The organism is Arthrobacter sp. C152 (genome assembly GCF_054890965.1).
Window position 1 is genome coordinate 199,601 of sequence record NZ_JBTZSU010000005.1, and the last position, 12,211, is coordinate 211,811.

At 67.9% G+C, this 12,211-nt stretch carries 10 protein-coding genes; 7 read left to right on the forward strand and 3 right to left on the reverse strand.

What is annotated here, in order from left to right; genetic code table 11:
* Positions 1–55 precede the first annotated feature (55 nt).
* From ACYSM9_RS05700 to ACYSM9_RS05720, 5 genes are all read left to right on the forward strand, one after another.
* Entirely contained in the window at positions 56–1,624 is a 1,569-nt protein-coding gene (locus ACYSM9_RS05700) for an APC family permease (RefSeq protein ID WP_461856037.1), read from the forward strand.
* Positions 1,625–1,795: 171 nt separating this feature from the next.
* Positions 1,796–2,359 carry a hypothetical protein gene (locus ACYSM9_RS05705; protein ID WP_461856038.1) on the forward strand — a complete coding sequence of 188 codons (564 nt, stop codon included), beginning with the start codon at positions 1,796–1,798 and terminating at the stop codon, positions 2,357–2,359.
* On the forward strand, positions 2,356–5,259 hold the full coding sequence (locus tag ACYSM9_RS05710) for an ATP-binding cassette domain-containing protein (protein ID WP_461856039.1): 2,904 nt from the start codon (positions 2,356–2,358) through the stop codon (positions 5,257–5,259). Before ACYSM9_RS05705 ends, ACYSM9_RS05710 begins: the two co-directional genes overlap by 4 nt.
* 60 nt (positions 5,260–5,319) lie before the next feature.
* Positions 5,320–5,724, forward strand: coding sequence for a VOC family protein (locus ACYSM9_RS05715; RefSeq protein WP_461856040.1), 405 nt, complete (start codon positions 5,320–5,322; stop codon positions 5,722–5,724).
* Positions 5,721–6,002: a winged helix-turn-helix transcriptional regulator gene (locus ACYSM9_RS05720; protein ID WP_461856041.1), complete on the forward strand. Its 282-nt coding sequence runs from the start codon at positions 5,721–5,723 to the stop codon at positions 6,000–6,002. The genes ACYSM9_RS05715 and ACYSM9_RS05720 overlap by 4 nt, the downstream gene beginning before the upstream one ends.
* Before the next feature lie 18 nt (positions 6,003–6,020).
* Here the strand turns inward: ACYSM9_RS05720 and metH are convergent, their stop codons facing one another.
* The 3 genes from metH to ACYSM9_RS05735 form a co-directional block, all read right to left on the reverse strand.
* Complete coding sequence (metH, locus tag ACYSM9_RS05725) at positions 6,021–9,674, reverse strand: methionine synthase (protein WP_461856042.1); 3,654 nt, start codon at positions 9,672–9,674, stop codon at positions 6,021–6,023.
* Between the two features lie 109 nt (positions 9,675–9,783).
* Positions 9,784–10,173: a hypothetical protein gene (locus ACYSM9_RS05730; protein ID WP_461856043.1), complete on the reverse strand. Its 390-nt coding sequence runs from the start codon at positions 10,171–10,173 to the stop codon at positions 9,784–9,786.
* A gap of 253 nt (positions 10,174–10,426) precedes the next feature.
* Positions 10,427–10,738 carry a 4a-hydroxytetrahydrobiopterin dehydratase gene (locus ACYSM9_RS05735; protein WP_461856044.1) on the reverse strand — a complete coding sequence of 104 codons (312 nt, stop codon included), beginning with the start codon at positions 10,736–10,738 and terminating at the stop codon, positions 10,427–10,429.
* 227 nt (positions 10,739–10,965) lie between these two features.
* On the opposite strand from ACYSM9_RS05735, the gene ACYSM9_RS05740 reads away from it, so the two are divergent.
* Both ACYSM9_RS05740 and ACYSM9_RS05745 read left to right on the forward strand, forming a co-directional pair.
* Positions 10,966–11,358, forward strand: coding sequence for a hypothetical protein (locus tag ACYSM9_RS05740; protein ID WP_461856045.1), 393 nt, complete (start codon positions 10,966–10,968; stop codon positions 11,356–11,358).
* A 3-nt stretch (positions 11,359–11,361) separates the two neighbouring features.
* Positions 11,362–12,066 carry an RES domain-containing protein gene (locus ACYSM9_RS05745; RefSeq protein WP_461856046.1) on the forward strand — a complete coding sequence of 235 codons (705 nt, stop codon included), beginning with the start codon at positions 11,362–11,364 and terminating at the stop codon, positions 12,064–12,066.
* Positions 12,067–12,211 lie beyond the last annotated feature (145 nt).

The following is a 12,211-nucleotide window of genomic DNA, read 5'->3' on the forward strand; positions in this document are numbered from 1 at the left end:
TTTTCTGACTTAGGAGTCCATATTGGAACCGAGCAAGAGTATTGATTCAAGCGGCATGGACGAATTTGGCTACACCCAGACACTGGACCGAAGCATCGGCAAATTTGCCAGCTTCGCCGCGGGTGTCAGCTACATCTCCATCCTCACCGGTGTTTTCCAACTGTTCTACTTCGGTTTTTCCATGGCCGGCCCGGCGTACGCCTGGTCCTGGCCCATCGTGTTCGTCGGCCAGCTGATGGTGGCCCTGTGCTTCGCCGAACTGGCCGGCCGCTACCCCGTTGCCGGGTCGGTCTACAACTGGGCCAAGCGGCTCGCGTCCGGGACGTCGTCCTGGCTGGCAGGGTGGCTGCTGCTGCTCTCCTCGATCATGGCGCTGGGCTCCGTGGCGCTGGCCCTGCAGATCACCCTCCCCCAGCTCTGGGAGGGCTTCCAGTTCGTCGGTGACGGCACCGGCCCGTACGACTTCGCCATGAACGGCGTGGTGCTGGCCACGATCATGATCACCATCTCGACCCTGATCAACGCCTTCGGCGTGAAGCTGATGACCCGGATCAACAGCATCGGCGTCTTCGTGGAGCTGATCGCCGCCGTCCTGCTGATCCTCGCGCTGGGCTGGCACGTGGTCCGCGGCCCCGAGGTCTTCTTCGAAACCAACGGCTTCGGCGAGGGCAATGACCTGGGCTTCTTCGGCGTCTTCCTGATCGGCGCCATGGCCTCCGGCTATGTCATGTACGGATTCGACACCGCCAGCTCCCTCGGCGAGGAGACCAAGGACCCCAAGCGCACGGCGCCCAAGGCCATCCTCCGCGCCGTCACGGCCTCGTTCGTGCTGGGCGGGCTGATCCTGCTCTTCGGCATCCTGGCCGCACCGGACCTGGCAGACCCGGCAGTTGGGTCTGCCGACGGCGGGCTGCAGCACATCGTGCTCTCCGTCCTGGGCGGTCCTTTCGGGAAGGCCTTCCTGGCCTGCATCGTGGTGGCCGTGGTGGTCTGCACGCTGGCCGTCCACGCCGCAGCCATCCGGATGATGTTCGCCATGGCCCGGGACAACAACCTGCCGTTCAGCCGGCAGCTGGGAAAGGTGGACCCGGTCCGCCGGACCCCCACGGTCGCGGCGATCGTCATCGGCGTCATGGCGGTCATCCCGCTGCTGGTCAACGTGATGCAGCCGGCGATCTTCACCATCCTGTCCAGCATCAGCATCGTCCTGATCTACCTGTCCTACCTCCTGGTCACGGTTCCGCTGCTGCGCAAGCGGCTCGCCAGGAAGTGGCCGATCATCGGCGATGGATCCGAGCCCGGGTTCTGCATGGGCAAATGGGGGCTGCCGGTGAACATCCTCGCCGTCCTGTGGGGTGCCGCCATGACCATCAACCTGGTCTGGCCCCGGCCGGAGATCTACAACTCGGTGCCCCCGTTCGAGTGGTACCTGCAGTGGGGCGGGGTGATGTTCGTGGGTGCGGTGGTGATCGGCGGTGCACTGCTCTACCGGCTGAAGATCCGCCACCAGACCGGCGTGCTGGCCGAGCATGCCGCGGCCGTGGCGGCCCATCCGGCATCCCGGGCTGCCACAGCAAACGACGCACCTGAGGATCGCGACCTGGTGGACGTGAAGGTGCCATAGGGCTGCTGCTGCAGCAGGGTCCGCTGCAGCAGCACTTTTCAAGACAGGCCGACGTCGGCACCCAACCGGGTGCCGGCGTCGGCCTTCCTTTGCGTTAGGCAAACCTGCGCGTCATACAAGGCGGCGGCGGCAGGTTCCTGAACAGCGACGGCCTACCCTTGACAGGTGACATTGACTACGATTCGAACCGCCGCCGCGAGCACCTTCGCCGCCGCAGGTCTCCTGTTGGCCCTCGCCGCCTGCTCCACGCCGGCCGCCAGCCAGCAAACTTCCTCCGCCCCCGCCTCCACCGCTGCGGCTTCGTCCAGCGCTGCCGCGACCAGCACCTCGACCGGGCCTTGCGCCGGCGTTAAGGTCATCGTCGATTCGGCCTCGTTGAAGCAGCCGGCAGCCGACACCTCCGCTTGCGTGGACGCGAACGGACCCACCCTGGCATCGGCCGTGCTGAGGGACGCTAACGTGAAGATCGAGGGCACCGCCAAGTACCCCACGAGCTTCGCGTGCCGTGTCAACGGTGTGCCGGCTGCGGACTTCGACATCAAGCACAAGGGCGGCACTGTCCGCGAAGCGTGCGATGACAAAAACACTGTCTCGTATTGGGCCCTCTGGGTGAAGCCCGCCGGCGGCACATGGGGTTACGCGCAAGAAGGTTTGGACAGCCTCAAGCTGAACCCGGGCGAGAGCCTTGAACTGCTGTATACGGTGGACAACGAACCGGCAGCGCCCGCGGCATGACCTTTCGACCCGCGCCGTTACGGGCTGGGGCGGCCCTCGCCGCCATCTTCGTCGCGGCGCGGGTCGTCTACCGCATCCTCTTTAACGGTGCAGGCATCGGCGCGCCCGTCCTGCTCGCCATGCCCCCGGTACGGCTGCCGGCCCCCTACGCCCATGTCGTCCTGCTCGGCCCGGTCACCGGGCCCGGCCTGTGGGCAGCGGTCCTGTCCGCGCTGCCGATCGCGGCGACCATCCTCGCTTTCGGCCTGCTCAACGCCTGGGTGGACGTGGCCCGCGGCTTCACCTACCTGGCCCGCAGCGGACCCCTGCAGGGAATCGCCCGGATGCTGGTGGTGGCGTGGGCGGCGCTCCCGGCGCTCTCCGACGCCGTGGCCTCCGTCCGGCTGTGCTTCCGGTTGCGGGGCGAACGCTTCGGCGCCCGCGCCCTGGTTCCGGTCCTTGAGCGGACGCTGGAGCACGCCGCGAGGGTTGCCGCCGCGCTTGAGCTGCGCGGCTTCGGCAGCCGGGGCATGCAGGGGACGGACGACGGCGGCGCTGGCCAGGCACAGGCACCGCTCCTGATGCGCGGCGCCCGGTTCAGGATCGGCGGCACTGAGCTCCGCGTGGCTGACTTCCAGCCGCGGCCCGGGACCGTGTCCGTGATGACCGGCCCCACCGGCTCCGGGAAGTCCACCATCCTCCGGGGCATCGCGGGGCTTCTCTCCCATGTGGACGGCGGCAACGTCGCCGGGACGGTCCGCGTTGCCGGGCTGGACCGGGCCGCCACACCGCCCCGCGACACCGCCCGCAGCGTCGGCGTGGTCCTACAGAATCCGCGGGCCGCCTTTGCCACCACCAAAGTCCGGGACGAGATCGGCCTCGCGCTGGAGCTGCGCGGCGTGGCATCCGTTGACTCCAAGGCCCGGGTGCTGGAAGTCGCTGAGAGCATCGGGGTGTCCGCGCTGCTGGACCGGAACGTCAGCACCCTCTCGGCAGGCGAGGCAACACTCGTGGCCATCGCGGCCGCCGTCGTGGACCAGCCGGCGCTGCTCCTGGCGGACGAACCCCTGGCCGACCTCGACACCGCAGCCCGCGGCCGCGTCATCGCGGTGCTGGGCGCCGTTGCCCACGAGGCAGGCGTCTGCGTCATCGTGGCCGAGCACCGGGCCGAGGCCCTGGTCCCCATCGCCGACTCCTGGTGGGCCATCGACGACGGCGCCCTGGTCCCGGGTGCCGCGCCCGCCCCTTCTGCATCCGCCCCTTCCGCACCCGCCGCCACGGGCCGCCCCGCTTCAACGCCCCAGCCGGCCCAGGCACCCGTGCTCACGGCAGCAAATCTTTCGGTGCACCGCGATGGCAAACCCCTGGTGCGGGACGCGTCACTGTCCCTGGATCCCGGCGAAGTGACAGCCCTGGTGGGACCGAACGGGGCCGGCAAATCGTCCGTGCTGGTGGCCCTGGCCCTGGGCGGCGGCAAGGGCGTCGAGGGCACGGTTGCCATGGCAGCCCCGGGCCCCAAGGCGTCCGACGGCGGAAGGGTCGCCCTGGTGCCGGACGCCTCCGACGATCTGTTCACCCGGGACACCGTGGCGGCGGAACTGCACGCCGCCGAACGCCGCCTGGCCCGCCGCAAGGATGCGGCACCCGTGGCCCACGGTTTCGCCGCGGCGCACCTGGCCCGGCTGCGCGGGGACGCCGGAATGCCGATCGGGCACGAGCACCCCCGCGACCTTTCCGCCGGGGAGCGCCGGATCCTCGCGATTGCGCTGCAGACCCTGGACCGCCCCCAGGTCCTCCTCATCGACGAACCCACCCGTGGGCTCGATCCCGCCGCCCGCGCGGCGGTGGCCGGTGCGCTGCGGGCCGCGGCTGGCGACGGCACGGCAGTCATGATCGCCACGCACGACCTCCCCTTCGCCCACGGCATCGGCGCCCGGATCCTGCCGGTGCGGAACGGCGTGGCACCCGTGGCTGAGCCGGAGGAAACTCCAGCAGGCACCCCGTCCCACGAAGCCACGCAGCCGCTGGCCATGCCCCGGTTCCTGGACCGGCTGCCCGACGTTCCCTCCGGAAAACCGGGCCGCCGGATCCGGCTGCCCCGGCCAGTCGAACTGGCCGTCCTCGCGGTTGCCAACCTGGCGGCGCTCGGCGCCTTCTGCTGGCCCCTGCTGGCCGCGGCCCTCCCCTCGGATGCCGCCGCAGCGCTGCCGTATGCGGCGCTGGCCATCGCACCCGTGGCGGCTGTCGCCGTCGTGGTTTCGCTGGACGGCTCGGTGCGTTCCGCACACACGGTGGCACTGCTGGGCGTGCTGGCAGCGGTGGGTTCGGCGGTACGGGTGGCGAGCACCGGCGTCGGCGGCGTGGAGGCCGTGTTCATCCTGCTGGTCCTGGCCGGCCGCGCGTTCGGCCCGCGGTTCGGGCTGCTGCTGGGCGCCGCCACGATTGCGTTGTCCAGTGCGCTGTGGGGCGGCATCGGGCCGTGGACGCCGTTCCAAATTTTCGCGTGCGCTTGGGTGGGCGCGGGGGCGGGCCTGCTCCCCCGGCGCGTGCGCGGCAAGGCCGAGGTGGTGATGCTGTGCGGGTACGGGATTGTGGCGTCGTATGTGTTCGGGTTGCTGCTCAACCTGTGGTTCTGGCCGTTCGCGGTGGGTGCGGGCACCGGGATTTCGTACGTGCCGGGCGCGCCGCCGGGCACCAACCTTGGCAGCTTCCTGCTGTATTCGCTGCTGACCTCGACGGCGGGGTGGGACACGCTGCGGGCGGTCACCACGGTCGTCGGGGTCACCGTGGTGGGCCGGGCGATCCTGGCAGCATTGCGGCGGGTCAAGCCTGTTTCGGGCGGGGTTCCCGGTTCGGGCAGCCCCACTGTGCAGGCCCAAAAGCCCTCCGGCACCGGGGCCCGGCACCAGCTCACGCCCTAGGGTTTGCCGGGCGGCATGGGGGTCTTGACCTGGCACTTGCATTTTGCAAGTATGAGTCGCATGAGCCTGTTCATCACCTGCCCGGTCGAAAACGTCGAGCGCTCCACTGCCTTCTACACGGCCCTGGGCTGGCCCCTCAACCCGGGGATGTCCGATCACAACGTGTCATGCTTCGCGATCGCACCTGGGCAATACGTGATGCTCGGCAGCCGGGAGATGTATGCGGGCGTTGGCGGCGCCGAGGAGCTGGTCGGCGGACCCGGCACACCCTCAAAAGTCACCGTCTCGTTTGACCTCAACAGCCGCGAAGCGGTCGATGAACTCGTCGAACGCGCCGCGGCCGCCGGCGGTCGCATTGGTGATACCGATGACTACCCCTTCATGTACCAGCGCCAGTTCGACGACCCTGACGGCTACCACTACTCGCCGTTTTGGATGAAGCCGGACGCCGATCCCAGCGAGTGAGCGGCCTCGCCGCCGCCCTCGACATCGTTGGCGCACGATGGTCCCTGCTCATCGTGGAGCGCCTGCTTGACGGGCCGCAGCGTTACGGCGACCTGCAGCGCGACCTCGGCGTGCCAACGAATATCCTCGCGACCCGCCTGCGCGAGCTCGAAGCGGCCGGGGTACTGTCCCGGCTGCCGCTCCGGCACAACACCCGGGCCTACGCCCTGACCGATCGCGGGCTTGCCCTACGTGGGGCGATTGTCGCGCTGGCACGCTGGGGCGGAGGGGAAGCCTGAGCCGGGGCCGGCACCGGCTCACACCTTGAAGTACTTGGCCTCCGGGTGGTGGAACACGAACGCGTCCGTGGACTGCTCCGGATGCAGCATCAGCTCATCGCTGAGCACCACGCCCATGCGCTCGGGCTTCAGCAGCTCCACGACCTTCCGGCGGTCCTCCATGTCGGGGCACGCCGGGTAGCCCAGCGAGAAGCGGGCGCCGCGGTAGTCGAGCTTGAACAGCCCGGCTTTGTCCTTGGGCTCCTCGGCGGCGAAGCCCAGCTCCGAGCGGACCCGGGCGTGCCAGAACTCGGCGAGGGCCTCGGTGAGCTGCATGACCAGGCCGTTGAGCTCGTAGTAGTCGCGGTACTGGTTGGCCTCGAACATCTTGGCCGTGAACTGGTCGATCTTGGACCCGGCGGTGACCAGCTGCACGGGCAGCACGTCGATCTGGCCGGATTCGCGGGACTTTACGAAGTCGGCGAGGCACAGGTGCCGGTCGCGGCGCTGGCGGGGGAAGTCGAAGCGCAGGCGGTCGGTGCCGATCGGGCCGCCTGAGCCGCCGTCCGGGGCGAGCAGGCCCGGGACGCCGAGGACGCCGTCGGTATCCTCGCCGTGGTGCAGCACCACCACCTGTTCGCCCTCGGAGACCACCGGGAAGTAGCCGTAGGCCACGGACGCATCTAGCATGCCCTCGCCCAGGATGCGGTCCAGCCAGTAGCGCAGGCGCGGCCGGCCCTCGCGTTCCACGAGCTCCTCGTAGGAGGCGCCGTCCTCGCCGCGGCCGGGCTTGAGGCCCCACTGGCCCATGAAGGTGGCGCGCTCGTCGAGGAACGCGGAGTAGTCGTGGAGCGAGACGCCGCGGACGATGCGGGTGCCCCAGAACGGCGGCACAGGGACGGGGTTGTCGGCGGCAACGTCGGACCGGCCGGGCATGGCTTCCGGCTCGGTCACGGTGAACTTCGCGCCGCCGCGGTGAATGCGCTTCTTCAAAGGCGGCAGGCCGACGTCGTCCGGGGACTCGCCGCGGGCCACGCGCACCAGCGGTTCCATGAGGGAGAGGCCTTCGAAGGCGTCCTTGGCGTACCTGACGGTTCCGTCAAACTGTTCCGCCAGGTCCTGCTCGACGTAGGCGCGGGTCAGGGCCGCGCCGCCGAGGATCACCGGCCACTTCTTCGCGAGGCCGCGGGACTGCAGTTCTGCGAGGTTCTCCTTCATCACCACCGTGGACTTCACCAGGAGCCCGGACATGCCGATCACGTCCGCGTTGTGCTCCTCGGCCGCGGCGATGATCTCCGCGATTCCCTGCTTGATGCCGATGTTGATGACCTTGTAGCCGTTGTTGGTGAGGATGATGTCCACCAGGTTCTTGCCGATGTCGTGCACGTCGCCGCGGACGGTGGCGATCACCATGGTGCCCTTGCCCGAGGAATCGGACTTTTCCATGTGCGGTTCGAGCAGGGCGACGGCGTTCTTCATGACCTCGGCGGACTGGAGCACGAACGGCAGCTGCATTTCGCCGGCGCCGAAGCGTTCGCCGACGACCTTCATTCCTTCGAGCAGGTGGTCGTTGATGATGCCGAGCGGCGTCATGCCCTCGCTGCGGGCCAGGTCCAGGTCCTCTTCCAGGCCCTTGCCCTCGCCGTCGATGATGCGCCGTTCCAGGCGCGCTCCCGTGGGCAGCGCGGCGAGTTCGGCGGCGCGCTGGTCCTTGAGGGCCGCGGTGTCCACGCCGGCGAACATGTCCAGCATGGCGGCCAGGGGGTCGTAGGTGGTGTTGCCGTCAGCGTCGTATTCGCGGCGGTCCCAGACGAGGTCCAGGGCGACTTTGCGCTGTTCCTCCGGGAGGGAGGCGAGCGGGACGATCTTGGCGGCGTCGATGATGCCGCTGGTCAGGCCGGCTTCCGAGGCCTCGTGCAGGAACACGGAGTTCAGGACGATGCGCGCGGCCGGGTTCAGGCCGAAGGAGACGTTGGAGACGCCCAGCGTGGTGTTGATGCCGGGGTATCTCGCGGTGATCTGGCGGATGGCCTCGATGGTTTCGATGCCGTCGCGGCGGGTCTCCTCCTGGCCGGTGGCGATGGGGAAGGTCAGGGCGTCGACGATGATGTCCTCGACCTTCATGCCCCATTCGCCCACCAGGGCGTCGACGAGGCGGGAGGCGATGGCCACCTTGCCCTCGGTGGTGCGGGCCTGGCCCTGCTCATCGATGGTGAGGGCGATGACGGCGGTGCCGTGTTCCTTCACCAACGGCATGATGCGGGCGAAGCGGCTGTCCGGGCCGTCGCCGTCCTCGTAGTTGACGGAGTTGACCACGGGGCGGCCGCCGATGAGTTCCAGGCCGGCCTGCAGCACGGGAGGCTCGGTGGAGTCGATGACGAGCGGGAGGGTGGAGGCGGACGCGAACCGGGAGACGATCTCCTTGATGTCCGCCACGCCGTCGCGGCCCACGTAGTCGATGCAGACGTCCAGGAGGTGGGCGCCGACCCGGATCTGCTCGCGGGCGATGTCCACGCAGTCGTCCCAGCGCTCTTCGAGCATCGCCTGCCGGAACGCCTTGGAGCCGTTGGCGTTGGTGCGCTCACCGATGGCGAGGTAGGAGGCGTCCTGGTCGAAGGAGACGTGCTGGTAGAGGGATGCGATGCCCGGGTCGTGCTCGGTGGGGACGCGGGCGGGTGCTGTCTTGCCGTTACCTGCCGTGGCGGGCACGGCTTTGTTGCGGAAGGGGGCAAGACGTTCGACGACGGCGGCCATGTGCTCCGGCGTCGTACCGCAACACCCGCCCACCAGGCCCAGGCCGAATTCGCGGACGAACTGTTCGTGGGCGGTGGCCAGTTCGGCGGGCGTGAGCGGGTAGTGCGCGCCGTTGGCTCCGAGGATGGGAAGGCCTGCGTTGGGCATGCAGGCGATGGCGACGGAGGACTGCTTGGAGAGGTGGCGGAGGTGTTCGCTCATCTCGTCCGGGCCGGTTGCGCAGTTCAGGCCGATGGCGTCGACGCCGAGCGGTTCCAGGGCGGTGAGCGCGGCACCGATTTCGGAGCCCATGAGCATGGTGCCGGTGGTCTCCACCGTCACCTCGACGAAGATCGGAAGGCGGACGCCCTTGGAGACGATGGCCTGCTTGCAGCCGTTGACGGCGGCCTTGGTCTGCAGGAGGTCCTGGCTGGTTTCGATGAGGAAGGCGTCCGCACCGCCGTCGATCAGGCCCTCGGCCTGCAGCGCGAAGGTCTGCTTGAGGTAGTCGTAGCTGGTGTGGCCGAGGCTGGGGAGCTTGGTGCCGGGGCCCATGGAGCCGAGGACCCAGCGCATGCGGCCGTCCTCTTGTTCTGCTGCTTCGGCGCGTTCGCGGGCGATCCTCGCGCCCTTCAGCGCGAGTTCCGCGATGCGGTCATCGATGCCGTAGTCCGAGAGGTTGGACCAGTTGGCGCCGAAGGTGTTGGTTTCGACGGCGTCTATGCCGGTGGCGAAGTAGGCGTCGTGGATGTCCGCGATGACGTCCGGGCGCGTGTCGTTGAGGATCTCGTTGCAGCCTTCCAGGTTCTGGAAGTCGGTTTCGAGCGACAGTTCCCGGCCCTGCAGCATGGTGCCCATCGCGCCGTCGGCAATGACCACGCGGTGGTTCACTGCGTCCAGGAGTTCCTGGGAGCGGGCGGGACGCGGGACGGACTCGATGTCCAATGCGAAACGAGGCATCTATCAAGATTACGGGGCCGGGCCTACTACATTGCTTAGTGTTTCTATGTGCTACGGAGGGGATGGTGGTCCCAACTCGGCTCCGAAATGTTCGGTAACGACTGTTGCGTCACTCTTCGAGAACGGCGCGGGCGGCTGCCGTGTCGTGGGGATCAGGCGAGTACTTTTCCTGTTCTTCGATCTTGCGGCGGTAAAAATCGTGGGCTGCTTGTCTCGTGATCCCCAGAACCTCACCGATCTGCGCCCACGTGGCGCCGCCCTCCCGGGCAGATTTCATGACGTACCAGCGCCTCGCTGTGAGCAGCTCGACCGCTTTGGCATTTGCCCGCAGCGCCTCAAGCGCGGCGACTTCCGATACCTCTGACAGAAAATGCGCTGCAGCTTCCCGCGCCTGGTCGCCGTCGGTGGAGGAAATGCCGGGCGATGCCTCGCCACGGTTGAAGTCTTCCCACACTTTGAGCAGCTCGTGTACATCACCGCTGTTGAGAGCCTGCTCCACTGACTCCGCATCCATGGCGTCAAGGTAGTTTGACGTCCTTCGAAGGTCAAGGGGAGGCACCGTCTCTCTGAAGCGCGTCAGCTGGCGCCGTCACTTACGTTCGCCCATTCGGCGGCGGTGCCTATCGCTTGCGGGAACGCCGTGGCAGGCGGGAATATGGCCTGCTTTTCTCAGCACCAAGGCCGATGATCGCGATTCCTTTAAGGTCGCTTAGCGCCTCGACGATCCTTCGCCCCTGCCCGACAGCGCGGACTCACTCCGCGGCGGCGATCCCAAGGTCCGCGGCGTGGCCGCTGATGATGCGGGCCAGGTCTATGTCGCGGCTGGTGATCCCCCCGACATCGTGGCTCGACAGCGTGACGCCTACCTCGGGGTAGGTGAGCGTGAGGTCGGGGTGGTGGTTGGCCTCCTCGGCGGAGGCACCGATGCGGTTCACGAGTTCCAGCCCGGTGGAGAAGTTCCGGGTCCTGAAGGTGGCGGTGATGGCCTCGCCGGTCAGATGCCAGCCGGCGAGCCCGGCTTCGGCGAGCTCTGCGGCGGACAGCTTCCGCTGGGGATCAGTCATAGTGTCATCATGGCTCCGGAGGGCCTCCATTTCCGCTGCCAGGCTTAACTGACCGCAGTCACGGTGTACCGCCGTCACTCCTACTTTCCTGGGGAGCTCGAAGCAGCGCCCCCTCCCCCAGCGTTACGGTACGTCTATTATGGCGTTCTGGCTTTTGTGATTTCGGGTGTGATCCTTGTTGTGTTTTAGCCATTGAAACAATGTGTCATCCGTGGCAGCATGGGGTTATGACCGCAGTTGCAGGGGCCCGCGGAGGGCTGAAAGCGCATCAGGATTCGATCAGGTTGCCCGAGGCCGAGTTGGTCCGCGATCTCCGGGACATCCTGGGCGCGAAACTTGTCGCCTACATCGGCTCGGTGAAAGAAACCCGGGCCGTGCGTCAGTGGGCAGACGGTGAACGGAAGCCGTCGGCCGAGGTGATGACGCGGCTCCGGCATGCCTACCACGTGGCCGCGCTGCTGGCCGAGCGCGACTCCCGGTCCGTGGTCCAGGCCTGGTTCCAGGGCATGAACCCGCAGCTGGATGATGTCCCGCCGGCCAGGCTGCTTCGCGAAGGTCATGTCGACGAGGCCGCACAAGCCGTCCTTGCCGCTGCCCGGGCCTTCGCGGCCGCCGGCTGACGGATGGAGCAGAACGAACTGGCCATCATCCCGGCGGCCGGCACTGTATGGCGCATCGGGTTCCGCCCCGAACCGTGGGCATGGAGCGGCTGGGAATGGGCCTCGGATGGCAGGTTCCCCGGCCGCTGGGATGACCTGCACGGAAACTTCCGGACCGTGTACGCCGGCTCAAGCCTCAGGGCGTGCCTGCTCGAGGTGCTCGCCGGCTTCCGACGCGATGCCCGGCTGGCCATAGAACTGGACGAGATTGTCGAGGACGACGAAGATGCGGTGCTGCACCCGACCCTGGCATCCGGGCAGGTGCCCCGGGCATGGCTTGACGCCCGCGCAGCGACGTCAGCCGAGCTTACCGGCGCTTACTGCGCCGTGACGGACTCCCGGTCCATCGCTGTCCTGCATCCGCACTTCATCGGCGTGGCTCTCAGCCTCGGACTCTTGGACCTGGACGCCGCAGCCTTGAAAGACGCCCGGCCACGCCGACTGACCCAGGCCATCGCCGCCTGGATCTACGAGAGAACAGACCTCGACGGGGTGACCTTCGCGTCCCGCCATGGCGACGACCTACGTCTCTGGGCAATCTTCGAACGACCAGGCGACCCCCACGTCAGCCCGAAGCTAACGCACGCCAGGCCCGAGGAGCTTCATCACGACAGCGATGCCATCAAGGACGCCTTCCAGATGCTCGGCCTGACGTGGACGAGCGAATGACGCTCCCCCGAACCTCGTCGTCCTAGGTTGACGAAATCTCCATTATCGGCGCTTCAGTCGACTCGTTGAAAGCTGGTTAAGGCTTTTAGGTGTCCGTTGTCAGTTGAGTTGGCAGTTTTGTCAGTAGACACGGCAGCCTACGGGT

What these genes read in the sequence shown, in the direction of transcription:
- ACYSM9_RS05700 (WP_461856037.1), top strand. Translation starts at nt 56, where the DNA reads ATGGACGAATTTGGCTACACCCAGACACTGGACCGAAGCATCGGCAAA.
- ACYSM9_RS05710 (WP_461856039.1), top strand. Translation starts at nt 2,356, where the DNA reads ATGACCTTTCGACCCGCGCCGTTACGGGCTGGGGCGGCCCTCGCCGCC.
- ACYSM9_RS05715 (WP_461856040.1), top strand. Translation starts at nt 5,320, where the DNA reads ATGAGCCTGTTCATCACCTGCCCGGTCGAAAACGTCGAGCGCTCCACT.
- metH (WP_461856042.1), bottom strand. Translation starts at nt 9,674, where the DNA reads ATGCCTCGTTTCGCATTGGACATCGAGTCCGTCCCGCGTCCCGCCCGC.
- ACYSM9_RS05735 (WP_461856044.1), bottom strand. Translation starts at nt 10,738, where the DNA reads ATGACTGATCCCCAGCGGAAGCTGTCCGCCGCAGAGCTCGCCGAAGCC.
- ACYSM9_RS05740 (WP_461856045.1), top strand. Translation starts at nt 10,966, where the DNA reads ATGACCGCAGTTGCAGGGGCCCGCGGAGGGCTGAAAGCGCATCAGGAT.
- ACYSM9_RS05745 (WP_461856046.1), top strand. Translation starts at nt 11,362, where the DNA reads ATGGAGCAGAACGAACTGGCCATCATCCCGGCGGCCGGCACTGTATGG.